This window comes from Mesorhizobium sp. M0019, from assembly GCF_040323975.1.
Taxonomy (GTDB): Bacteria; Pseudomonadota; Alphaproteobacteria; order Rhizobiales; family Rhizobiaceae; genus Mesorhizobium.
Genome location: NZ_JAMYVK010000006.1, coordinates 168,099 through 189,387 on the forward strand (window position 1 = coordinate 168,099; position 21,289 = coordinate 189,387).

A 21,289-nucleotide genomic window follows, 5' to 3' on the forward strand; every position below is an offset into this window, starting at 1 on the left:
GATACCAGTATTCCCGTAAGGAGAGCCCCCTCTATGTCAAAACCCAAAATCGCCATCATCATTGGTTCAACCCGCGCAGCCCGCTTTGCCGACGTCCCGACCCAATGGATTGCCAAGATAGCCAAGTCGCACGCCGACATCGACGTTGAAGTCGTCGACCTGCGCGATTTCCCGCTGCCGTTCTTCGATGAGGTCGCATCCTCCGCCTGGGTGCCGTCGCAGAACGAAGTGGCGCAGCGCTGGCAAAAGAAGGTCGCCGGATTCGACGGCTTCATCTTCACCGCCGCGGAATACAATCATGGCCCGACGGCCGTGCTGAAGAACGCCATCGACTACGCCGCCAACGAGTGGAACAAGAAGCCGGCCGGCTTCGTCGGCTATGGCAGCGTCGGTGGCGCGCGCGCGGTCGAGCAGCTGAGGCTGCATGCGGTCGAGTTGCAGATGGCGCCGGTGAAGTCCGCCGTACACATCGCCTGGGCCGATTTCCTTGCCGTCAAGCAAGGCGACAAGAAGCTCGATGAGTTCGAGCACCTCAACCAGGCGGCAACCGCGCTGGTCAACGACATTGCATGGTGGGCCAGGGTGCTGAAGACGGCGCGTCAGGCCGATGCCGTCGCCGAGGAAGTCAAGGCGGCCTGAGCACAGGTTCGAGCAGTCCTCCCAAGGATTAATTCTCCCAAGCATTGGGGCGGCGCATGCGCCGCCCTTTTTGTTCACACGGCATGGGCGTCCTGCGCTTGCCGTGGTCTGATGATGCAATCGGCAAGGCGGTCCATCTCATTCAGCTCGTCGGCATGATGCTGGCCCCACTGGCAAAGTGCCAGCAGGATCGGCTCGAGGCTGAGGCCGAGCCGCGTCGCCGAATATTCGACGCGCGAGGGGATCTCGGCAAAGATCTCGCGGCGGACGAGGCCGTGCTCTTCCATTTCGCGAAGCTGCTGGATCAGCACTTTCTGGGTGATGCCGGGCATCAGCACCTGCAGCGCCGACAGCCGCCGCGGCCCGTCGAAGAGATGGTACAGGATGACCGCCTTCCAGCGGCCCGAAATCACTTTCAGCGCGCGCTCCGCCGGCAGCGTCGGCAGTCTCTTGATCAGCTTGGCCATGGTCACCTCCCGGTCAGCAGCGGACAAATCGGTGTGTAGTCGAAGCCAGGCAGATAGTGGCAAACAGCGGCCGATGCCAACAGCGATCGGTGCATGCGATGAGAGCCATTCAACTGAGCCGCTTCGGCGGGCCCGACGTTCTCGACATAGTCGCGGTGCCGAAGCCTGAGCCGCAAGCCGGCGAGGTCTTGGTCCGCGTTCATGCGGCCGGGGTGAATTTCTTCGAAGTGCTGATGCGCGCGGATCGCTATGCGGTGACGCCGCAACTGCCGATGATCCCTGGCGTCGAGGCCGCCGGGATCGTGGAGGCGCTTGGGCAGGGGGTGGACGCTTCCTTGCTCGGCACGCGCGTCGCCGCGCCGTTGTTCGCCTCGAGCCGCCCGTTTGGCGGCTATGCCGAGTATGTGACGATCGACGCAAGCCTGGCCGTGCCCTTGCCGGATTCGCTCTCGTTCGAAAACGCGACGGCATTGATGGTGCAAGGACTGACGGCATTGTATCTATCGCGGCAAAGCCCGCCGGCCGGCAGATCGGTGCTGGTCGCCGCTGCCGCGGGCGGCGTCGGTTCGTTGCTCGTCCAGCTTGCCAAGCGCGCCGGCGCAAGCCGTGTCATCGCGGCAGCCGGCAGCAAGGCCAAGCTTGACCTTACTTTGTCGCTGGGAGCCGATGCTGCCGTCGACTACAGCAACACGGATTGGCCGGTGCACGTCCGGGCAGCCACAGACGGCGCCGGCGTCGACATCATCTACGACATTGTCGGCGGCCGGCTGACGGCGGTTGCGCTGGAGGCTCTGGCACCTCGCGGAGAGTTGGTGTTTGCAGCACTCGGCAGATACGCGCTCGGCGCCCCGGAGATGGAGGCGATGATCGGCCGCAACCAGTCGCTGAAGGGTTTTGCCCTGCTGCCGTTGCTGTCTAGGGACGGGCTCCGTGACGGCCTTTTGGAGCTTTTCGATCTGGCCGCTGGTGGTCAGCTTGTGGTGACCAAAGGTGGCCGCTTCCCGCTCGACCAGGCCAGCCACGCACATCGCCTGCTGGAGGAGCGCGGCGCGACCGGCAAAGTTGTCCTGATACCTTAGTAGGTGCTCGGCAAGGAGCCGAGGATCCGGGGTTGTGCCGTTCCGGCCGTCAGCGAACCCGGTAGAACGGATTTGGCAGCAGGAACAGCTTCTCGGCATGCCCGCCGAACAGGTCGGATGGCTGGTCACCGACATTGGCAATTATCGTGTAGCCGGCCTTTTCGATTTCGGCCCTTATGGGTGACTTGAAATCTGCGGCGGAGCCGTATTTGGCCCCAGGTTGGACCATGTAAAGGTGCTCGTAGCCGGCATAGCCGGCCGACTGCAGGTTCTGTTCGGTTGCCTGACGCTGGTCCTCCGGACGTCCGGTGATGAAGAACACCGCGACTTTCGCCGCTCGTGCCTGCCGGAAGACCTCCAGCACGGCGTCGATGGCCGGATCCTTCGCAAGCTGATCCCAGGCGGCCCAGCCACAGGGACCATCGATTGCGATGTCGCAGGCGCCGCCAATCGGGCGGCCGAAATTGTCACGTGTGATCACTTCCCAGTTGGCCAAAGCCGTCTCGTCGATATCGAGCACCAGTGCGGGGCGAGGCACCTCCATTGCGCGCTTGATGACCCAGTCGCCTGCCTGCTTCGCCACAGTGGCCAAGTCGCGGTCATAGTCGCCGGAATCATGATAATTGGCAGCCGCCAGCATCGCATCGCCGACATTGGCTGGCTGGGACGGGCTTGTGAGAAGGAGCGAGTCGGAACGCGCCGGCCCAGGAACATTTGTGCCGATCATCAGCACGATTGCACCGGCACGCGCAATTCTATTCCAACCAATCGCCCGCATCACGAGACTTTGCTGTCACGAGAAGTCGGCTGTCAAGCGAGGTCTTCCACAGGTCCTCGAGACCGCGACGCTGAATTGGACATTCCAGATGCCGAATGTCTCTATGGGTTGCTGCACGCTACACGATTTCCGCCGTCGCGGTCTTTGCCTCCGACAGGTGACGCACCGCCGGAACCGCCGGTCGAAATGCGTCACCCGAAAATCATGGCCGTTACGCGCTTTGCCGTGCCCTACGCCGCCTGAACGATCTCGACCAGTTCAACGTCGAACACGAGATCGCGTCCGGCCAACGGATGATTGCCGTCGAGCTTGACGCTGGTGTCGTCCACGCCGACGACTGTTACCGGCATCGGGCGCCCTTCCGGGGTTCTGACCTGCAATCGAGCGCCGATATCGACATTGATGTTGTCTGGTACGCGGGCGCGTTCGACGGTCATGACCGCTTCGGGGCGGTGGGGGCCATAGGCGGCCTCGGCGGGAATGGTGACGGTGCTTTTCGCGCCCACCTCCATACCTTCGACATGGGTTTCGAGACCGGCGATCACTTGTCCCTCACCCAACGTGAATTGCAGCGGTTCGTTGCCGGAAGAATCGAACTGAGTGCCGTCAGCCAGGCGGCCATTGTAATTGATGCGCACGGTGTCGCCATTCTTGGCCTGTGTCATGATAGCCATCCTTTGAAAGTTTCGAGGGGCCGGCCAGAGCTCACGGTCCCGTCCTCGATCATCCACACACTTAGGTGCGCGGCGCGAAACGCTAAAACTAGGGACCTGGCTGCCGATGTAAACCCCGATTGAGCGACGCCGGCATGACCCGCCGGCGTTCGTCGCCTTCGGCAGCAGTGCACCGGACTAGCGGTCATGCCGGCTCAACCCATTCAGGCGGCGTGCAAATGGCGGCTAGATCAGGTTATGGCCGCCATCGATGCGGATCGTCTCGCCGGTGGTGAAGTCGCTTTCCATGAGGTAGAGGTAGGCGGCGGCGACGTCCGCAGCGGTCGGAATTTTTCTCGATGGCAACCGGGCAGCCATGTCGGCAAAGAAGCTGGATTTGGCTGCTCCAACAATGTCCCACATCGGTGTGTCGACCCATCCGGGCGACACGACATTGACGCGCGTCGGGGCCAGTTCGAGCGCCAGGGCGCGGGCGAAGTAGCTGAATGAACCGGCAATCGCGGAGACGACCGAGCCTCCTGGCACCGGCGGCCGATCCTTATTTATTCCCGAGGTGAAGGTCATCGAGCCGCCGGCTTTCAGGGTGCGCACAGCGTGCTTGGAGAGCAAGACGGCGCCAATCAGCTTGTTATCGACGAAGCCTCGCACAGCCTCCATGTCGGTACTGCCGATGGGATCGCCGGGCGGCAGTGTTCCGGCGGTCGATACGAGGTGATCGAAGGGACCGACCTCGTCGAACAGGCGAGCGACGTCCGCTTCGTCGGTCATGTCGGCGACCACGCTTGTCACGCGGCCCGCATTGAGCGTCCGTTCGGCAGCCAGCAGTTTCTCGGGCGAGCGTCCGACGATCACGACCTTCGCTCCGCCGTTGAGAGCAGCTTCCGCGACGCCGAGACCGATGCCGGAACTACCGCCGACGACGATGACTTTCCTGTCCACGAGCGATGTCATGAGGGTTCTCCGTTCGTTGCGATTGCGGTGGGAGAGTCAGGCCTTGCCGGCGTAGGCGGCTTCGAGCTCGGCGATGATGATCTTGCGCATCCCATACATCGCCTGCCGGACGCGGTTGGCCTTTTCGCGGTCCGGATCGGCACTGAGCCGCGGCAGGATTTCCGGGATGACCTGCCAGTAGACGCCGTATCTGTCGGTGAGCCAGCCGCAGGGTTGTGCCCTGCCGCCGCCGGCGGTGAGCGCCTCATAGTAGTAGTCGGTCTCGGCCTGGTCCTTGGTCTCGATGTAGAGCGAGAGCCGCTCGTTGAAGGGCGGCTGCGGCCCGGCATTGAGCGCAGTAAGGTGCAGTCCTTCGAGCTCGAAATCGAAGGTGGCATGCGGGACCGTCTTGTTGGTTCCGGACACCCAGTCGGTGTATTCGATGGTCTGGAGCGCTTTGCTGTTCTTGAAGACCGAGAGATAGAAATCGCGGGCTTGCTCCGCATCGGTGTTGAACCAGAGGAATGGGTGGATGGTGGCCATGTCCGTTCTCCGTTAATTCCTTGCGACAGCGATCTTTGGCGAAGAGCCTGTCCGCTGTTGCTTTCGTTTAGGCTAGCGGTAGTCCGACGGCCGATGGACCGAGCCGTCCCAGCCGCGGGCAAATCCGAGGTCTTCGAGCCGGCGGGTCGAGAAGCGTGCAATCTGCCGCCCGGTCCGGCGCCGGCTGCTCGAGGCGAGGATGCGGCCGGCCATGCCGGTCAGGACGTCGACGATGGGTTCAACTCGTTTGGCGTTCATGGTGCTCTCCCAGAGTGGCGGCAGTTTTGGTTTCAGCAGTTGCCCCGCGACTTTCGTCAGCGAGAGTATCAGTCACATCAAACTCGCCTTTTGCAGCGGCGGTGAATGACTGATTACGCGAGCAAACATGCCGGCTTCTGGCCTGGACGACAAACGACTTATCGGCGACAATGTGTGAGCATCACTCACACGTACAGGTATCGATCCATGCCCCGGAAGCTGCCTCCCCTCACCACCTTGCCAAGTTTCGAGGCCGCGGCGCGCCTGTTGAGTTTCTCCAAGGCGGCAGAGGAACTTCATGTCACCCACGGTGCGATCAGCCGGGCGATCAAGAATCTTGAGGATCAGCTCGGTGTGCAGCTGTTCGAGCGCGGTACGCGTTCGGTGAGCCTGACAGCCGTCGGCGAACCCTATGCGCGGGCGGTGCGCGAGGCGCTCGCCCAGTTGGCCACCGCCACCGCTGCAGCAACAGCCCGCTATTCGAGCTCGACATTGAACGTCAGCACCTCCGATGGCTTTGCGGGGAGATGGCTGGTGCCGCGCCTCTATCGCTTTCACCGTGCGCATGGCGACCTCGATGTGCGGGTTTCGACGAGCGGGAAGCTGACCAACTTCCTCGGCGACGGCATCGATGTTGCCGTCCGTTATGGCAACGGAAACTATCCGGGGCTAACGTCGGAGTTCCTCACCGGCGAGGAGGTGTTTCCAGTGTGCAGCCCAAAGCTTCTTGAGGGTGCACATCCGCTCCGCACGCCTCAGGACCTCAAACACCACACGCTGATCCGTGACAGCTTTCCGATCGACTGGGCGACCTGGCTAGCAAGCGCCGGGGTCGAGGGCGTTGACCCGCAGAGCGGGATTACCTTTGACTCTGCCACCTTTGCCATGGAGTCGGCCGCACAAGGCGAGGGGGTGGTGCTCGGCCGGACCATGCTCGTTGCGGCCGACCTTGCCGCCGGGCGGCTCGTCCGCCCCTTCGGCCACGCCCTGAAATCCCCCTCCAGCTTCTATTTCGTCTACCCGCCAGAGGCGATCCGTCAGCGCAAAGTCAAGGCTTTTCGGGATTGGCTGCTCTCAGAAGTCGCGCCGCAAATGGACTGACGGGAAGGCCGAGAGAACAGGATCGTCTACATCGCGCAGTCACCATCGGCTCGCCCGAAACGCGGTGACGATCCAGGCACGCGAGTCGAAAAGCACACCGTCCGCGGTCAAATGCGCGTCGAGCAGATCGCGCAACCGCCGCAGCGGCGCGTCGACATCCACATCTGCGCGGGCGAGCGGATCCTTGACCAGTTGCAGGCCAAGCAAAGCGTCATAGGCCACATCGACGTCCTGGCCGTAGAAGACCGGCTCATGCACTTCGGCAAAGTCGACCGAAACAAAACCGGATGCACGCAAGATCTCCGCGGTGATGGCGGGGTCGCCAAGCGAAAACGGGGTGGCGGCGCCCCCCGATATGGCGGTCCCCGGCGCAATTGCCCGCTGAATGGCAGTTGCCCACTCGTTACGGTCCTGGCATCGCCATACCATCCACACAAGACGTGCCCCTGGTCGCATCGCCCGGGCGATATTGGCGAACGCCGCCGCCGGATCGGCAAAGAACATCACTCCAAATCGACTAATGCACAGATCGAAGCCGGCAGGCGGAAATACCAGCAATTGCGCATCGCCGCGCTCAAAGGCGACGTTTCGCAATCCCTCTTTCGCGCTACACTTCCGGGCGATCTCGAGCATCTCGGCCGATACGTCCACGCCGAGCACGCTGCCTTCCACCGCGACACGGGCAGCATCACGAGAGGATTGTCCCGAACCGCATCCGATATCGAGCACGCGATCGCGCGTTCCCACCTTGACCGCAGCCCTGAAGACCTCGTTGTGCCGTCGCAGTTCGGCGTCGTAAAACGCAGCGCAGTTCAGCACCATCGCACGCCTGCCTGGAGATGATGGGCCGGCAGCATTTCCGGCCGCTCTGCCCTGATCTTTTCGCGTCGGGCCACCCCCGAACTGTCAGCCGCGCCGCGCCGCCTCGATCGCTGCAACGTCGATTTTCTTCATCTCCATCATCGCCTCGAATGCGCGCTTTGCTTCATCGCCGCCGGCGGCCATCGCTTCGGTCAGCACGCGCGGCGTGATTTGCCAGGAGATGCCCCATTTGTCCTTGCACCAGCCGCAGGCACTTTCCTGGCCGCCATTGCCGACGATGGCGTTCCAATAGCGGTCGGTCTCCTGCTGATCGTCGGTGGCGATCTGGAAGGAGAAGGCTTCGTTGTGTTTAAACGCGGGCCCGCCATTGAGGCCGAGACAGGGGATGCCGGCGACCGTGAACTCGACCGTCAGCACGTCGCCTGCCTTGCCGGACGGGTAGTCGCTGGGAGCGCGGTGGACGGATTTCACCGAACTGTCGGGAAAAATCTCGGAATAGAAGCGGGCCGCAGCCTCGGCGTCCTTGTCGTACCAAAGGCAGATCGTGTTCTTGGCGATTGTCATTGCTGGTCCCTTTGCTTTCGAAATCAATCGGGGCTTTTGAAATCAACCCGGGTTTTTCACAGCTGGCCTCGGCGTTGCACCGGACATGGAAATGCGCTCGTGCCATCGACGTTCCGGCAGCAGCAGCTGCCCGGAATCAAGGTACCACGGCTGGTGCTTTCAGGACCAGATGCGGGCAGTGACTCGAATCGGCGATGGTCCGCCTGCTCCGACCGGCGGCCTCACTCTTTGCGTAGGGCAGCGCCGCTTTGCTCAAGGTCGCGCTGGCTTTCCGTTGGCGCGCCGTTGCCTCAGAAGGCGCATGAGCAAGTTCCGTCTGTCCTTGCGCGGGACGAGTTCGATATCGCTGACAAGTTTTGCGCCGCCCTTGTGCCGCTCCAATGTGATCTTGCGGCTGTGGAAGGCCTCCAGCTCGGCGCGGTGCGCTACGCTTATGATGGTGACCTTCGGCAATTCGCGAATAATCATCTCCATCATCTTGTCCTGGCTCTTCTCGTCGAGTGCCGACGTTGCCTCGTCCAGCACGATGATATCGGGGCGGTGCAGCAGAAGACGCGCGAAGGCGAGGCGCTGCTTTTCGCCACCCGACAAGGTCTGGTCCCATGGCGCGTCCTCCTCGATCCGGTCGTTGAGGTAGTCGAGTCCCACCTTGTCGAGGGCAGCCTTGATCTTATCCAGCGTCCAGTTGTCGGCGGCGCCTGGATAGGCGACAGCGCGGCGAAGCGTCCCGGTCGGGATGTAGGGCCGTTGCGGCAACATGAACAACCGTCTGTCGGCGCGGATGTTGACGCTGCCGCTACCCCATGGCCACAGACCCGCGACGGCCCGCACCAACGTACTCTTGCCCGAGCCGGATTCGCCGGCGACGAGCACCCGCTCGCCTGGTTCGATCACGACCTCGGTTTCCTTGACCACGGCGGTGCCGTCGTCGAGCGACACGGAGAGATTGTTCAGGCTGAGCATCGCATCGCCGCCGGTCTCGCCGCGCTTTATGCGTCCCAGCGTGTTGCTCTGTTCCGCGCGCTCGAGCCCGTCGAGCGACATCATCAGCGAGGCGATGCGCCGTGCACAGGCGTTCCAATCGGCGAGACGGGGATAGTTGTCGACCAGCCATCCGAACGCGCCCTGCACGATGGCAAAGGCCGAGGCAGCCTGCATGACCTGTCCAAGTGTCATGCTGCCTTCGAGGAACTTTGGAGCGCAAAGCAAGACCGGCACGACAGGCGCAAACAGGCTCGACCCCTGAGACACCAGCGCCGTGCGCATGTGCTGGCCTGCAAGGAGCGCCCATTGCCTGAGCACATGGGCAAATGTCTTGTCCATGCCGCTGCGCTCCTCCTCCTCGCCGCCGAGCAATGCGATGCTCTCGCCGTTTTCCCGCACGCGCGTCAGCGTGTAGCGGAACTCGGCTTCCGCCTGATTTTTTCCCTCGGAGAGGTGGACGAAATGGCGGCCAATGACCGCCATCGAAGTGGACGTGATCGCGGAATAGAGCACTGCGGTGATGACCAGGAAGCCGGGAATGGTGACCGTCGAACCTGCAATCGTCAGGGTCAGGGCGCCGCCGATCGTCCACAGCACCACGATGAAGGTCGAGGCCGACAGAAATGCGACGATGACACCGGCGATGAAATCGACGGGCGATTCGGTGGCAATCCGCAAATCCTCGGCGATGCGGGCTTCGGGGTTGCTATGATCGCCGCCGACGAGGTTCAGCTGATAGTAGCGGCCGCTTGCGAGCCAGCGCGCGATGACCGCGGTGGTGAGCCAGGACCGCCAGCGGCGCTGTATCCTCATGCGAAAGAAGACTTGTGCCACCACAAGGCTGGCGCTTCCGATCACGAGTGGCAGGAATACGGCGCTCAGCCAATATACGGTGTGGGCATTGCGTTGCTCAATGGCGTCGAAAATTGCGCGATTCCAGACATTGATCCCATACTGGAAGCCGACATTGGCGACGATCAGGACCAACAGCCCGATCGTCAACGGCCAGGCGACCCTGTCGCCACTGCCGCTCCAGTAACCGCGCGCGCTGATCCAGAAGCGCTTAAGCAGGTATCTCTTGCGCGCCCGCTCGGCCTCTTCAGGTGTCAGCTCAGGATCGGGTTCGGTGACATCCGGCGGCGGCGCGGGCTCGCCGACGACCTCGGACGCGACTTCGACAGTCGACTGTTTCTCGCGGCGCGACTTCTCGGCATCGCGCGATTGGGCGCCGTCAACCGATTTCAGCTTAAATTTAGCCTCGGGCATCCGGCGATAACGGCTTAAAAATCAGAAGGTTTCATAGCGTCCGCTCGAGATCCCAGATGCCAACAACGCCAAGGCTTCTCAGCTGTTCCGGTGCTCGCAGCAGCCTATGGTCGTTCTCGATGACAGGCTTTGATCGTTGCGGGGCAGACCGCCGAGCGTCGGCTGCGGGTCAGTCTGCAACAAAGCATCACCTGCTGCGGTCTCGAGAATTCGCTTCAGGCTCTCAAGATTTGTCCGCATGCTGCATTCGAAGAGGCTGGACGCAAGCGGCGCGAGAAGTGCCATCGGCCCGAGTCAACAGGATCGAGGAGGAGAGATCATCTCGATTGCGATTGCGAGCATCTGCTGCCCAGCCGGACCGCGCCAGCCCCGAGTTCCGGAACAAGGGTGCGATTTTGCCGTTGAGCCAGAAACTGGAAGCGACCCGCATGTCCGAATTGCCGAATGAAGAGATCGAAGGGCGGCTGAACGCCCAGCGCGAGACTCTGGCGCTGGTCGTTGCGCTGCTTGCCAGCAAGGATACGGCACCCGAGCGAATATGGGCCGAACTGGAGGCCCGTTTTCAGTTTCAGAACAGTCAGGAGGACCCTGGCGTCCTGCCAAGCCGCGCATTCGCCATCGAAGCTGCGAAGATGCGGGAGTTCAAGCTGATCGCCGAAGAGGCGCAGGCGCGCAATGCGGAATGGAACCGCAGGGACAAGCCACAGGGCGCCAGCTGAAACCCCGGAGAGTGGATGCAGGACCGGCTATTTTACAATGACTGAGCAAGCGTCAGCTTTGCTGCAAAAGTGTACGTGCCAACTCTTGCCATTCCTCGTCAAGCGTTAAGGTCGACGGCGCCGCCTTGCTGCGGCGATACCAATATTCCGCATTCGACTGGTCGCCTTCCTTGCGGTGGAGATAGGCATGCACGTGCATGCCCGCCGTATCGTCGCGCTGCTGCGCGCACTCGTGCGCCTTAGCCCAATCGCCCTTTGCATCCCACCACAGCGCCTGCAGGGCAGGGCTCAAGCCGGCTGGCGGCTGTGGTTTCGCAATCGAATCCCTGAAGGCTTGCAGATCCATTTTTCCACCTCGGTAAGATGCAGAGCGCCAATAATACCCGCACCGGCAGCCGACCGAAAGCGTGCTTTGGGCGGGATGACCGGAATGGGCGGACGTCCGATAACCGAACGGCCAGACGGTTGATTCGATGACGTGCATGAAATAGTGCGCGCCACGACACCATGACGCCTGAGACAGCGAGGATGAGCCGATGACAGCCTCCGACAAGCCGCGCCAATTCTACCACGGCACCCGGGCCGATCTTAAGCCGGGAGACCTGATCGAAGCCGGTTACAGCTCCAATTACGGGGCGCGAAAGCAGGCAGCCTGGGTCTATCTAACCGGCACTCTGGATGCGGCTATCTGGGGTGCAGAACTGGCCGCCGGTGACGGACGCGAAAGGATCTACATCGTGGAACCAACCGGCCCGGTCATGGACGACCCCAATCTTACGGACAAGAAATTTCCCGGCAATCCGACGCAGTCCTATCGCTGCCGCGAGCCGCTCAGGATCACGGGCGAGGTCACCGAGTGGCAGGGCCACTCCCCCGAGCGGCTGAAAGAGATGAAGGACCATCTCGAACGGCTGAAGGCACAAGGTATCGAGGCAATCGATTGATCGCTGAGTTCTGCGATTGCCAAGCTTGGCTCTGACCTACGGTCGGCGGCAGTCCCCGCGAAATACGGCTCCACGTCCGCAATGGGTCCGCGAGTTGTCGTTGCTTGCAGGGCTGGAGAGCGGATGCTCCTTTTCATCTCGTCGCGAACGTGATGATCTCTGGGCTCGAAGGGCCAAGTGGGCTGCCGTCAAAGCCGCCGAATTGCTGTTCGATCCGTAGCCCCGCGTTCCCCAGCAGGCTCGATAAGGCGTCCGTCTCGAGGAATCGCAAGGTGCTGCGACTAACTTGCGGAAAGCTCGGATGCTTTCCGCCGAACCTGTGGGTGAATGTCACCGTCTGTCCATCGAACCGCATGATCACCTCTGTTGTGATCTGCACCAGCGACCCGTCAGGCAGCTCAACGACGACCGCATTTTCGGGTGTCCAGTGCTCCCACGCCCGCACCGAAGGGTTCCGCGTTTCGAACGCGAAGCATCCGCCTGGCACAAGGGCGTGTCGGACAGCCGCCATGAAATCCCTCAGGTCTTCGTCGCTGACAAGGGCCTGGAATGCGTGCCCCGTCATCACAATGAGATCAAACTCGGCTGTCCAGCCGGCCGATTGGAGATCGCCGAGAACCCATTCGATATCCGCGCGCGTTCGTGCGCGATTCAACACGCCGGGTGCTGGGTCGATGCCGCAGAGCCGCCCTGAATGTCCGGCCAGGCGTGCCTCGTGAAGGAGGGTGCCCGTTCCACATCCGACATCAAGCACCGCGTCTGCTGTTAGAATGCGGGGCAGGTAGAAATCATAGTCGTCGCGCGCAGATCTCGGGTGCCAGGCGTCGTAGACGGCAGCGAGATATGGGTCGGCGAAAAGGGGGTCGACCATAGGCGGTATTCCCAATCAACTTTGACTGTGCGAGCGGCGTCGCCGCGAGCATATAGCCCATAAGTCGCGTCGATCGTTACCGCACGACCTCGCGGTGGCGGCCGGGCAGGCGGGTGGCGATGAGCTTGTCGATGCGGCGGCCGTCGAGGTCGACGACCTCGAAGCGCCAGCCTTGCGCGTCGACACATTCGCCGGTCGCCGGCAGATGGTGCAAATGCGACAGCACATAGCCGGCGACGGTTTCGTAATCGCGGCTCTCAGGCAGGTCGATGCCGAGGACCTCTGCCATCTCGTCGGCCTGCATGTAGCCGGCGAGCAGCCATGAGCCGTCCTCGCGCTTGACGGCGTTTTCCTCTTCGCCGGCGTCGAGATCCGAACGGAAGACGCCGGTGATCGCTTCCAGAATGTCGGCCGGGGTGACGATGCCTTCGAAATGGCCGTATTCGTCATGCACCAGCGCCATCGGCACGTCGGATTCCTTCAGCGTCGCAAGCACGTCCAGCGCGTCGGCCTGGTCATGCACGATCGGCGCGGCCCGCACGTGCCGGCGCGGGTCGAGAGCGCGGCCGCCGAGCATTGCGGCCAGCACGTCGCGGGTCTGGACGACGCCGATCATGGCGTCGACGCCGCCGTCGCCGGCCGGCAGGCGCGAATGCTGGGTGTCCATCAGCAGCTTCCTGATGGCCGCCTCGTCGGATTGCAGATTGATCCAGTCGACCTCGGTGCGCGGCGTCATCACCGCGCGCACGGCACGGTCGCCGAGCCGCATGACGCCGGCGATCATCCGCCGTTCGTCGGATTCGATGGTGCCGTGGTGCTCGGCTTCGGCGACCAGCATCTTGATCTCCTCGTCGGTGACCTTATCCTCGCTCTGACCGCGCTGGCCAAGCAGCCACAGGAGGGCGCGGCCGGAAAAATCGAGCAGGAAGACCAGCGGCGCCGAGACGCTGGCGAGGATGGTCATTGCCGGGGCGACCCTGACGGCTACCCGTTCGGGGTCGCGCAATGCGATCTGCTTGGGCACCAGTTCGCCGATGATCAGCGAGCCATAGGTGATGAGGGCGACGACGATGCCGACGCCGAGCGGATCGGCGAGGCTTTCGCGGATGCCGGCCGACGCCAGGGAGGTGGCCAGCCGCTCGCCGAGCGTGGCGCCGGAAAAGGCACCGGACAAGACGCCGACCAAAGTGATGCCGATCTGCACCGAGGACAGGAATTTTCCCGGATTGGCGCCGAGCGCCAGGGCCCGGCCGGCGCCCTTGACGTTGCGGTCGATCATCGTCTTGAGGCGCGCCGGCCGCGACGAGACGATGGCGAGTTCGGACATCGACAGAAGGCCGTTCACGCAGATGAGGACGACCACGATGGCAATTTCAGCATAAAGCATGCCGGGTCCATAGCATTGCCGCGCGGTTTTCGAAAATAGGACGGTCGCGCTTTTTAAATTTAGCGAGCCGGGCAATCAGGCGGCACCCATGCCGCATCCCAGGGCGGCGCGGAAAAATGCTCGATCAGGGCGTCGACGACGACGCGCACCTTTGGCGCGAGATTGCGTGTTACCGGCCAGATGGCATGCACCACGGTGTTTTCGACAAGACAGTCCGACAGAACCATTTCGAGCTCGCCGCGCCTGATGCTGTCGGCCGTCAGCCATGTCGGCAGATAGACGATGCCGCAGCCGGCCAGTACCGCATCGAGCATCGGTTCGCCGTGGCCGAGCACCAGCCGCGCCTTGGGCGCGAATTTTTCGAGACGGCCGTCGACATGCCTGACTGTCCAGGGATGGACCGTGCCGTCGCGGCCGTAGCCGATGAGGCTGTGCCTGGCCAGGTCCTCGATCGATAGCGGCCTGCCATGGGCGTCGAGATAGGCGGGGGCGGCGCAGATGGCCGAACGTTGGGCATAGATGCGGCGCGCGGCGATCGACAAGCTGTCGTCGAGGTCGCCCATACGCACCGCCAGGTCGATGCCTTCCTCGATCAGGTCGACGCGCCGGTCGTTGAACGAGATTTCCATCGTCAGGTCCGGGAATTTTTTGGAAATGTCGAACAGCAGCGGGGCGACGCACCGCCGGCCGAAGGCCAAAGGCAGGTCGACGCGCAGCCGCCCGGAAGGCACCTGCTTGCGCGATGCCAACAGCGACCGGGCGGCTTCGATCTCGGCCAGTGCCCTGACGCAGGCTTCGTAATAGCTCAGGCCCTCGCTGGTCGGGCTGAGGCTGCGGGTGGTGCGGTTGAGCAGGCGGACGCCCAATCGCTGTTCCAGCTGCGCGATCGACTTGCCGACCGCCGATTTGGTGACATGCAGCCGTGCGCCAGCGCCGGTGAAGCTGCCGGCCTCCACCGCGTGAACGAATGCGACGATGCCTTGCAAATTGGCCGATTCCAATGAAGCGCTCCTATTGTAGAGTTTTGCTCCTTAATCTGTTGCAGAACATGCCACATGGAAGCACTTTTCTCCATAGTGAAACGGCGTAAATGTCTCGCGCAATCATCAACCACGGAGCGCGAACCAAATGAGCACCGAAAACAGATCCTGGCAGATGAACGGTTTCGGCCTGTCCAGGTTGAAGCCGGCTGATGGAAAGCTGCCCCAACCCGGGCCGCATGATCTTCTGGTACGCGTCACAGCGGTATCGCTGAATTACAAGGACAGGATGATCGTCGATGGCGTGCTGATACCGGACCTCAGCTTTCCGTTCGTGCCGACATCGGACGCGGTAGGCGAAGTAGTCGCCACCGGCAGCGAAGTCAGCCGCTTCGGCATCGGGCAGCGTGTGCTCGGCCAGGTGATCGCCGACTGGCCGGACGGCGACGCCCCGCCGGTGCTGCACAAGCACACGTTGGGATCGTCGCTGCCCGGCACTTTGTCCGAGCATGTGCTTTTTCACGAGGATGCCGCCGTGGCCGCGCCGCTATCGCTCAGCGATGTCGAGGCATCGACGCTGCCGATTGCGGCACTCACGGCGTGGTTCGCGCTGGTCGAGGCGGCAAAGCCAATCCCGGGCGAGACCGTTCTCATCCAGGGCACTGGCGGTGTGTCGCTGTTTGCGCTGCAGTTCGCCGCCGCCTTCGGCCTGCGCGCCATCGTCACCTCGAGCAGCGACGAGAAGCTCGAACGGGCGAAGGCGCTCGGCGCCTGGCAAGGGATAAACTATCGCAGCCGGCCGGCGTGGGACGAGGCCGCGCGCGACCTGACAAACGGCGCCGGCGTCAGCCATGTGCTGGAAATGGTCGGCGGCGACAATGCGCGGCGCTCGCTCAATGCGCTGGGCGCCGACGGCCGGCTGTCGGTTATCGGCTTGCTGGGCAGCATGGAGCTCAATTTTCCGATCTTGCCGTTCATGCGCAACCGGATCGTCGTCCAGGGCATATCGATCGGTCACCGTCGTGCTTTCGAACGGATGAACCAGGCGATCGAGACGCTTGCCATCAAGCCGGTAATCGACAAGGTGTTTGGCTTCGACGAGGTGCCGCAGGCATTTGAGCGTCTGGAGACGGGACCGTTCGGCAAGATCGTGATCACCGTGCCCTGAGCCGGTCGGAAATGGGTCAGACGGGAAGGCTGATCGCGCGCCTACGGCAGTTGCAGCAGGACGCCGATGATGGCCTTGCCGTCGGTGAAATAGGGATCGCCTTCGCCGTTGCGCCCGGTCTTCGTGGCGCCGACGCCTGGTATCTCGCTGGTCGAGATCAGCATGCCGGCGGCGGAGAGGTCGCGCATCAGCCCATCGCGCTCGGCGTCGATGTCGGGGCCGATGTGATGAGTGATCGCGCCGGTGTCATGGCTGAGGCCGACGCCGCGGTCAAAGCTTGCCGAGCCAAGCCAAAGCGGCCGGCCGTCGTCTCCGGTCGCATTGGTCTGCCAGAAGCGGACGTGATGGCGCCGGTCGGCACTGTCGCCGACCGGTTTTTCGAAGGCGAGGTCCTGGACGCGGCCTTCGAACAAAAGCCGGCTGACCGGCGCGTCGGGATAGGGGCGGTTAAACAGCACGCTTTCGCCGATCTCGATGGCAGTCTTCAGCGTGATGGCGTCTGCCGTATCCCAGCCGGCGACGGCAAAAGCATGGACAAGCTCCTTCTTGGTGCCGACAAGGCCGACATTGATCGGATCGCCCGGAATGCCTTGCGGCGTGTGCGTCACCATCTCGAATTGCTGATTGCGAAAATTGCGGTCCCGCAACGTCCAGAACTCAGGCGCGGCGAAATAGGCGAGCGAAAGATAAGCGGCACAGCATGCCACCAACCAGGTCGTTGCACGTCGTCGAAGGCTCCGTTGGCTCAAGAGGCACCACCCAAGCGTCTGCGCAACATCTTAACCGGCGCAGCAAGTCTTGGGCAGGGGCCGCAATCAGCGGCAGGCGCGATAGCCGTTCTTGCGGTTCTTGATGTCGAAATGGAAATGATTGCGGTGATCGTAATTGTAGCCGGGGCCGAGCACGGTGGTGAAATACTGGCAGCCGTCGGCGCGCACATTGTTGAGGAAGCCGCGGGTGCGGAAGGCGAACAGGCCGGGCTTGCGGACGTCGATGTCGTCGCCATTGTTGAGCTCGATGCTCATCACGTCGAGCGCATTGCCCTTGCCGTGTTCGGACAAAACACCTTCGCCGGCGATCCTGCGGCAGGAATAGCTCGAGCCCTGGTGGATGGTCTTGACGCCCGAGAAATAGCGCCAACGGGCCGACGGGACGAGTTCGTTCCTGGTCCAGCCGGCAAAGGTGGCGGCCATGTCGCAGGTCAGCGTCGCGGCCGGCTTCATCTCGACGCTGCCGATGGCCGAGACCTTGACAGGATAGTCGATGCCGCACTGGCCTTCATGGATCGGCGCCACGTCGGTGTAGACGACACCGAGGCGTTTCAGCTCCTTTCGGCAATCGATCTCGGTGGCCGGCATCTGTTCGGCCGGCGACATCGGATTGTCCATGCGCGGATAGGCGGCGGTCATATAGGGGTTGGACGGGACGAGGCGCTGCATGCCGGAATATTCCGGGCCGGAACTTTGTGGGTCGGAATTGGGCGCGCCGGAATTGGGCGGGACGGCAGCGGTCTGGCTGCCGACATCGACGGCCGGCTGCAGCGACAGCACGCTGCCGGTATTGCAGGCGGAGACCCCCGCAACGGCAAGCATGGCGGCAAGCCTGCCGGCCATACGCGCGCGCCTTGTTTGCCGCGCGGCGGCAAGCGCAGCGCGAAATGTTCCGGCCATCGGCAGGTATCCTGTCCCCAGATGGCACAGAGTTTAATCGCCAAGGGTAAAGGAAAAATCAGCGGCGCCGTTCACGCCTGCGGCCAAATTGCGGCGCCCCCATAGGCTAAGGTCACTGGCAAAACGTACCACCGTTGCGGCGCGGTTCGAGGTCGAAGTGGAGATGCTGCGAATGATCGGCGTCGCTGCCGGGGCCAAGCACGGTCTTGAACGGTCCGCAGGCTGCCTTGCGCACTGCGTTCAGGAATTTCGCGTCCTTTTCCGGCGGCGCCGGGCCGACATCGATCTCCTTCCCGTCCGAAAGCTTGAAGCTGGCGATGTCGAGCGCGTTGCCGAAGGCGTGCTCCGACAATTTGCCGCCGCCATTGCGCGACCGGCAGACAAAGGCGGAGGCCTGGCCGATCGATTTAATATCCGCGCCGAACTCGGCCTTTGCGGCAGGCTGGATGACGGACGCAGCAAAGCGGGCGGCCGCTTCCGCCATCTGGCAATTCAGCTCGGGCTCCGGGCCGATGGCGATGGATTTGCCGAGCGTCTTCAGCGCGATCGGGTAGGGGATCGAGCAACCGACTGCCGTATCATGCTCGGGCTTGCGCTCCTCGAAATCGACGCCCATCGACTTCAGCCGCCTGCGGCAGGCCAATTCCTCGGCCGGCATTTCTCTCCCGGCAATGGCGGCCGATCGAGGATCAGGAAGGATTTTTTGCTCCGCCTTCTCGTCTGCCTCGGCCGGGTTTGGTGGCGCGCCTGGTGGGGTTGCCGGCGGCTCAGCCCGTGCCGGCTTTTCGGGCGGCTGCGGTGCAATCGCCGGCGGCTCCGGAGCATCCTCCGGGCGCGGTTCGGGGACCGGGATCTCGGTTGGTGGCGGCGGAGTGACTTGCTGGTTGAGCTGCGGAACTGGTGCAGTTTGCGGTAGGTCGGGTGCCTTGGCTAAAACGGGTCCCGCCAGCGGCGTAGCCGCAACGGCCAGCAGCAATCTGCCCAATCTGAAAAAGCCAAACGCCGCCATTACGTCGCAACGGCCAGAATGCAGGGAAGTTGCCTTGAGCGAGGGGGGCGGCCGATCACAATCGGTAACCGCGCCGTCACGCGCCGATCGCTTCCAAGCCTTCCTCGAGCCAGTCCGCCAGCAGCGGCATGCCGAGCAGATATTTTGCCGTGCGCTTGTTGGCGCGCTCGCGGGCGGCGGACAGCGCGTCCGTCCATTCCGTCGCGTCATAGTCGCCGCGGCCGACCCAGGCCAACGCAATCAGTTCGGCCGCTTCGTCGACATTGAGATCGTCGATCAGCTCGCGCAGTTCTTCTTCGGTGAGATCTTCGGAGCTTTCCTCGGCAAGGCCGTCATGATGGTGGTTGTCGTGCGCGTTGCCGTCGAGCTCTACCTCGTGCTCGGCGCCGTCGGCATAGTCTTCGTTGACGGCGGCGCTGAGCGCCTTCGCCTTCAGGATGAACAGGCGCACGGTGTCGGGACCGATCGAAAGCTCCCAGTCTCGTTCAACGCGTTGCTGCACCGGCCGTCTCCCTGCTTCGTGCTCGGTCGGCCCGATGATAGCGGATTTGCAGCGCTCGTCACATTATCTTGCGCGGCGGCGTTGATCGTGAAGCATGATTTCCGATGCCCTCTCTTCCCGGATAAGATGGCCTTGCTGGGAGAGATCGCGGTTTTGAGATAGGATGACATTTTCCGGGACGAAACGGCGTTGGGCCGGCGTTAGTGTTGCATTGTCAGGTTCAAAGGAGAATTCGATGCGCAGACGATTGCTGATTTACGCCATGGCCATCGCCGCCCTGCCGCTGATTGCGGCTCCGGCGTTTTCGGCTGGTGAAGGCGGGGGAGGTGGCGGTGGCGGTGGCGGCGGCAATGGCGGCGGCCAGTCCCAGTGCAAGAAGGGGGAGGCGTGGGACAAGAAACAGAAGAAATGCGTCTCCCCGAAGCAAGGCATGCTGGACGACGACAGCATCTACGATGCCGGTCGCGCGCTGGCGATGGATGGACGCTACGACGAGGCGATCGCCGTGCTCAGCCTCGCCGCCAACAAGCAGGATCCGCGCATCCTCAACTATCTCGGCTATTCGCACCGCCATTCCGGCCGCGTCACCGTCGGCCTCGGCTATTACGAGGAAGCGCTGCGCATCGACCCGAACTACACGCTGGTGCGCGAATATCTCGGCGAGGCGCACTTGCAGATCGGCGATCTTGCGGGCGCCCAGGAACAGCTTCGCGAGATCGAGAAGCGCACGGGCAAGGGGTCTCGCGAATACGGCATGCTGTCGGAGCAGATCGATCATTTCATGAGGAGCTGATCCTCCGGAACGCTCCTCATAACCGGCTGTGAGCGATCGCAGCCGGTTTTTTGCTGTGCTGCACATGTTGGCCACAACCGAGATTTGGCATCACGGTACACGATACGATCTTGGAAACCCCCGCTTGACGTGGGGTCAGCCGTGCAATCGGTGGATGATTTTTCAAAAACCGACTTTTTGGACGTGAAAAACCCGCGAAGATTGCTATATCTTGCGAAATTGTGGTGAGACGGTTCCGTTAGCCCGAGGCTGCCGGACCGTTTTCTTTTTGTACCATCGACAAGGTCGCTCCCGATTGCGGGGGCGGCGGCAGGAAAGGTCAGGCATTATGAACAAGGTCCCGATGACAGGCGAGGGGTTCGCGTCATTGAAGGAAGAACTGCGCTGGCGCCAGCAACAGGAGCGGCCGCGTATCATCGAGGCGATTTCCGAAGCGCGCTCGCATGGCGACCTATCCGAAAATGCCGAATATCACGCGGCAAAAGAGGCACAGAGCCTCAATGAGGGCCGGGTCAACGAACTCGAGGACCTGATCGCGCGGGCCGAGGTGATCGACGTCACCAAGCTCAGCGGCGACAAGGTCAAGTTCGGCGCCACCGTGGTGCTGGTCGACGAGGATACCGAGGAGAAAAAGACCTACCAGATCGTCGGTGACCAGGAAGCCGACGTGAAGTCCGGCCGCATCTCGATCTCCTCGCCGATCGCGCGCGCCCTGATCGGCAAGGAAGTCGGCGACGCCATTGAGGTCAATGCGCCAGGCGGCGCCAGGGGCTACGAGATCGTCCAGGTGCAGTTCATCTAGGGGATTGGCGCTGCTCTGCCTTCTCCCCTTGTGGGAGAAGGTGGCCTCGCGAAGCGAGGTCGGATGAGGGGTGTTCCAGCTTGGCTCCCTCCGCACTCCGTCCAACACCCCTCATCCGTCTTGGCGCTGCGCGCCAATCCACCTTCTCCCACAAGGAGACCTTTGCACGGGGAAGCGAAATCCTGGTTGGTGAGTTAATGGGGCTTTTTTGAAAGCCGGGAAAGCAGTTTTCGACGGCTTGGCATGGCATCGAACGGCATGACCGGCCGATCCGCCGATTTTAGGCCGATTTTAGACAGACTCCTCCTCATGCCGGCTTTCCGCCAGGTGGATAGAGGG

At 62.7% G+C, this 21,289-nt stretch carries 25 protein-coding genes; 8 read left to right on the forward strand and 17 right to left on the reverse strand.

Annotation, left to right across the window (positions count from 1 at the left end; all coding sequences use genetic code 11):
- Positions 1-33: 33 nt before the first annotated feature.
- Entirely contained in the window at positions 34-639 is a 606-nt protein-coding gene (locus tag NKK47_RS07140; RefSeq protein WP_023678377.1) for an NADPH-dependent FMN reductase, read from the forward strand.
- Between the two features lie 74 nt (positions 640-713).
- Here the strand turns inward: NKK47_RS07140 and NKK47_RS07145 are convergent, their stop codons facing one another.
- Positions 714-1,106, reverse strand: a complete 393-nt coding sequence (locus NKK47_RS07145; RefSeq protein ID WP_352575809.1) for a winged helix-turn-helix transcriptional regulator — start codon at positions 1,104-1,106, stop codon at positions 714-716.
- A gap of 98 nt (positions 1,107-1,204) precedes the next feature.
- Between NKK47_RS07145 and NKK47_RS07150 the strand changes: the two genes are divergently transcribed.
- Positions 1,205-2,185 (forward strand): quinone oxidoreductase family protein, encoded by a 981-nt coding sequence (locus NKK47_RS07150; RefSeq protein ID WP_352575811.1) that lies wholly within the window; start codon positions 1,205-1,207, stop codon positions 2,183-2,185.
- Between the two features lie 49 nt (positions 2,186-2,234).
- Here the strand turns inward: NKK47_RS07150 and NKK47_RS07155 are convergent, their stop codons facing one another.
- The 5 genes from NKK47_RS07155 to NKK47_RS07175 all read right to left on the reverse strand — a co-directional run bounded on the left by NKK47_RS07155 (position 2,235) and on the right by NKK47_RS07175 (position 5,368).
- On the reverse strand, positions 2,235-2,825 hold the full coding sequence (locus NKK47_RS07155) for an HAD family acid phosphatase (RefSeq protein WP_352575813.1): 591 nt from the start codon (positions 2,823-2,825) through the stop codon (positions 2,235-2,237).
- A gap of 368 nt (positions 2,826-3,193) precedes the next feature.
- Complete coding sequence (locus NKK47_RS07160) at positions 3,194-3,628, reverse strand: FKBP-type peptidyl-prolyl cis-trans isomerase (RefSeq protein WP_352575815.1); 435 nt, start codon at positions 3,626-3,628, stop codon at positions 3,194-3,196.
- Between the two features lie 234 nt (positions 3,629-3,862).
- The gene (locus NKK47_RS07165) at positions 3,863-4,588 is read right to left on the reverse strand and encodes an SDR family oxidoreductase (protein WP_352575817.1); all 726 of its coding nucleotides are present in this window, start codon (positions 4,586-4,588) and stop codon (positions 3,863-3,865) included.
- 36 nt (positions 4,589-4,624) lie between these two features.
- On the reverse strand, positions 4,625-5,110 hold the full coding sequence (locus NKK47_RS07170; protein ID WP_352575819.1) for a VOC family protein: 486 nt from the start codon (positions 5,108-5,110) through the stop codon (positions 4,625-4,627).
- Positions 5,111-5,182: 72 nt separating this feature from the next.
- A complete protein-coding gene (locus NKK47_RS07175) occupies positions 5,183-5,368 on the reverse strand; it encodes a DUF1127 domain-containing protein (protein WP_352575821.1) in 186 nt (61 codons plus the stop codon).
- A gap of 207 nt (positions 5,369-5,575) precedes the next feature.
- Between NKK47_RS07175 and gcvA the strand changes: the two genes are divergently transcribed.
- A complete protein-coding gene (gcvA, locus tag NKK47_RS07180) occupies positions 5,576-6,469 on the forward strand; it encodes a transcriptional regulator GcvA (protein WP_352456973.1) in 894 nt (297 codons plus the stop codon).
- Between the two features lie 39 nt (positions 6,470-6,508).
- Here the strand turns inward: gcvA and NKK47_RS07185 are convergent, their stop codons facing one another.
- The 3 genes from NKK47_RS07185 to NKK47_RS07195 form a co-directional block, all read right to left on the reverse strand.
- Positions 6,509-7,291: a class I SAM-dependent methyltransferase gene (locus NKK47_RS07185; RefSeq protein WP_352456960.1), complete on the reverse strand. Its 783-nt coding sequence runs from the start codon at positions 7,289-7,291 to the stop codon at positions 6,509-6,511.
- Positions 7,292-7,375: 84 nt separating this feature from the next.
- Positions 7,376-7,849: a VOC family protein gene (locus NKK47_RS07190; RefSeq protein ID WP_352450557.1), complete on the reverse strand. Its 474-nt coding sequence runs from the start codon at positions 7,847-7,849 to the stop codon at positions 7,376-7,378.
- Between the two features lie 258 nt (positions 7,850-8,107).
- Positions 8,108-10,105, reverse strand: coding sequence for an ABC transporter ATP-binding protein/permease (locus NKK47_RS07195; protein ID WP_352456961.1), 1,998 nt, complete (start codon positions 10,103-10,105; stop codon positions 8,108-8,110).
- Positions 10,106-10,533: 428 nt separating this feature from the next.
- Here NKK47_RS07195 and NKK47_RS07200 point away from each other — a divergent pair, with 428 nt between their 5' ends.
- Positions 10,534-10,824, forward strand: coding sequence for a hypothetical protein (locus NKK47_RS07200; protein ID WP_352456962.1), 291 nt, complete (start codon positions 10,534-10,536; stop codon positions 10,822-10,824).
- A gap of 52 nt (positions 10,825-10,876) precedes the next feature.
- Here the strand turns inward: NKK47_RS07200 and NKK47_RS07205 are convergent, their stop codons facing one another.
- Positions 10,877-11,170, reverse strand: a complete 294-nt coding sequence (locus tag NKK47_RS07205; protein WP_352456963.1) for a hypothetical protein — start codon at positions 11,168-11,170, stop codon at positions 10,877-10,879.
- A 190-nt stretch (positions 11,171-11,360) separates the two neighbouring features.
- On the opposite strand from NKK47_RS07205, the gene arr reads away from it, so the two are divergent.
- Positions 11,361-11,768 carry an NAD(+)--rifampin ADP-ribosyltransferase gene (gene arr, locus NKK47_RS07210; protein ID WP_352456964.1) on the forward strand — a complete coding sequence of 136 codons (408 nt, stop codon included), beginning with the start codon at positions 11,361-11,363 and terminating at the stop codon, positions 11,766-11,768.
- A 133-nt stretch (positions 11,769-11,901) separates the two neighbouring features.
- On the opposite strand, the gene NKK47_RS07215 is transcribed toward arr, so the two are convergent.
- From NKK47_RS07215 to NKK47_RS07225, 3 genes are all read right to left on the reverse strand, one after another.
- Entirely contained in the window at positions 11,902-12,639 is a 738-nt protein-coding gene (locus NKK47_RS07215; RefSeq protein ID WP_352575823.1) for a class I SAM-dependent DNA methyltransferase, read from the reverse strand.
- A gap of 76 nt (positions 12,640-12,715) precedes the next feature.
- Entirely contained in the window at positions 12,716-14,026 is a 1,311-nt protein-coding gene (locus NKK47_RS07220; protein ID WP_352456966.1) for a hemolysin family protein, read from the reverse strand.
- Between the two features lie 59 nt (positions 14,027-14,085).
- Complete coding sequence (locus NKK47_RS07225; protein WP_352456967.1) at positions 14,086-15,027, reverse strand: LysR family transcriptional regulator; 942 nt, start codon at positions 15,025-15,027, stop codon at positions 14,086-14,088.
- 127 nt (positions 15,028-15,154) lie between these two features.
- Here NKK47_RS07225 and NKK47_RS07230 point away from each other — a divergent pair, with 127 nt between their 5' ends.
- Positions 15,155-16,174: a zinc-dependent alcohol dehydrogenase family protein gene (locus tag NKK47_RS07230; protein WP_352575825.1), complete on the forward strand. Its 1,020-nt coding sequence runs from the start codon at positions 15,155-15,157 to the stop codon at positions 16,172-16,174.
- Between the two features lie 41 nt (positions 16,175-16,215).
- On the opposite strand, the gene NKK47_RS07235 is transcribed toward NKK47_RS07230, so the two are convergent.
- The 4 genes from NKK47_RS07235 to NKK47_RS07250 form a co-directional block, all read right to left on the reverse strand.
- The gene (locus tag NKK47_RS07235) at positions 16,216-16,923 is read right to left on the reverse strand and encodes an LssY C-terminal domain-containing protein (protein ID WP_352575827.1); all 708 of its coding nucleotides are present in this window, start codon (positions 16,921-16,923) and stop codon (positions 16,216-16,218) included.
- Positions 16,924-16,989: 66 nt separating this feature from the next.
- Entirely contained in the window at positions 16,990-17,844 is an 855-nt protein-coding gene (locus NKK47_RS07240) for an extensin-like domain-containing protein (protein ID WP_352575829.1), read from the reverse strand.
- A 112-nt stretch (positions 17,845-17,956) separates the two neighbouring features.
- A complete protein-coding gene (locus tag NKK47_RS35180) occupies positions 17,957-18,502 on the reverse strand; it encodes an extensin-like domain-containing protein (protein WP_502904979.1) in 546 nt (181 codons plus the stop codon).
- A gap of 427 nt (positions 18,503-18,929) precedes the next feature.
- Positions 18,930-19,355, reverse strand: a complete 426-nt coding sequence (locus tag NKK47_RS07250) for a DUF3775 domain-containing protein (RefSeq protein WP_023678354.1) — start codon at positions 19,353-19,355, stop codon at positions 18,930-18,932.
- 235 nt (positions 19,356-19,590) lie between these two features.
- On the opposite strand from NKK47_RS07250, the gene NKK47_RS07255 reads away from it, so the two are divergent.
- Positions 19,591-20,148, forward strand: a complete 558-nt coding sequence (locus tag NKK47_RS07255) for a tetratricopeptide repeat protein (RefSeq protein WP_023678353.1) — start codon at positions 19,591-19,593, stop codon at positions 20,146-20,148.
- Between the two features lie 328 nt (positions 20,149-20,476).
- Positions 20,477-20,950, forward strand: coding sequence for a transcription elongation factor GreA (greA, locus tag NKK47_RS07260; protein WP_023719113.1), 474 nt, complete (start codon positions 20,477-20,479; stop codon positions 20,948-20,950).
- Positions 20,951-21,289: the final 339 nt, after the last annotated feature.

Bases quoted from the DNA above. Each gene is read 5' to 3' on its own strand.
- NKK47_RS07140 (WP_023678377.1), top strand. From the start codon at position 34: ATGTCAAAACCCAAAATCGCCATCATCATTGGTTCAACCCGCGCAGCC.
- NKK47_RS07145 (WP_352575809.1), bottom strand. From the start codon at position 1,106: ATGGCCAAGCTGATCAAGAGACTGCCGACGCTGCCGGCGGAGCGCGCG.
- NKK47_RS07150 (WP_352575811.1), top strand. From the start codon at position 1,205: ATGAGAGCCATTCAACTGAGCCGCTTCGGCGGGCCCGACGTTCTCGAC.
- NKK47_RS07155 (WP_352575813.1), bottom strand. From the start codon at position 2,825: ATGCTGGCGGCTGCCAATTATCATGATTCCGGCGACTATGACCGCGAC.
- NKK47_RS07160 (WP_352575815.1), bottom strand. From the start codon at position 3,628: ATGACACAGGCCAAGAATGGCGACACCGTGCGCATCAATTACAATGGC.
- NKK47_RS07165 (WP_352575817.1), bottom strand. From the start codon at position 4,588: ATGACATCGCTCGTGGACAGGAAAGTCATCGTCGTCGGCGGTAGTTCC.
- NKK47_RS07170 (WP_352575819.1), bottom strand. From the start codon at position 5,110: ATGGCCACCATCCACCCATTCCTCTGGTTCAACACCGATGCGGAGCAA.
- NKK47_RS07175 (WP_352575821.1), bottom strand. From the start codon at position 5,368: ATGAACGCCAAACGAGTTGAACCCATCGTCGACGTCCTGACCGGCATG.
- gcvA (WP_352456973.1), top strand. From the start codon at position 5,576: ATGCCCCGGAAGCTGCCTCCCCTCACCACCTTGCCAAGTTTCGAGGCC.
- NKK47_RS07185 (WP_352456960.1), bottom strand. From the start codon at position 7,291: ATGGTGCTGAACTGCGCTGCGTTTTACGACGCCGAACTGCGACGGCAC.
- NKK47_RS07195 (WP_352456961.1), bottom strand. From the start codon at position 10,105: ATGCCCGAGGCTAAATTTAAGCTGAAATCGGTTGACGGCGCCCAATCG.
- NKK47_RS07200 (WP_352456962.1), top strand. From the start codon at position 10,534: ATGTCCGAATTGCCGAATGAAGAGATCGAAGGGCGGCTGAACGCCCAG.
- NKK47_RS07205 (WP_352456963.1), bottom strand. From the start codon at position 11,170: ATGGATCTGCAAGCCTTCAGGGATTCGATTGCGAAACCACAGCCGCCA.
- arr (WP_352456964.1), top strand. From the start codon at position 11,361: ATGACAGCCTCCGACAAGCCGCGCCAATTCTACCACGGCACCCGGGCC.
- NKK47_RS07215 (WP_352575823.1), bottom strand. From the start codon at position 12,639: ATGGTCGACCCCCTTTTCGCCGACCCATATCTCGCTGCCGTCTACGAC.
- NKK47_RS07220 (WP_352456966.1), bottom strand. From the start codon at position 14,026: ATGCTTTATGCTGAAATTGCCATCGTGGTCGTCCTCATCTGCGTGAAC.
- NKK47_RS07230 (WP_352575825.1), top strand. From the start codon at position 15,155: ATGAGCACCGAAAACAGATCCTGGCAGATGAACGGTTTCGGCCTGTCC.
- NKK47_RS07240 (WP_352575829.1), bottom strand. From the start codon at position 17,844: ATGGCCGGAACATTTCGCGCTGCGCTTGCCGCCGCGCGGCAAACAAGG.
- NKK47_RS35180 (WP_502904979.1), bottom strand. From the start codon at position 18,502: ATGCCGGCCGAGGAATTGGCCTGCCGCAGGCGGCTGAAGTCGATGGGC.
- NKK47_RS07255 (WP_023678353.1), top strand. From the start codon at position 19,591: ATGCGCAGACGATTGCTGATTTACGCCATGGCCATCGCCGCCCTGCCG.
- greA (WP_023719113.1), top strand. From the start codon at position 20,477: ATGAACAAGGTCCCGATGACAGGCGAGGGGTTCGCGTCATTGAAGGAA.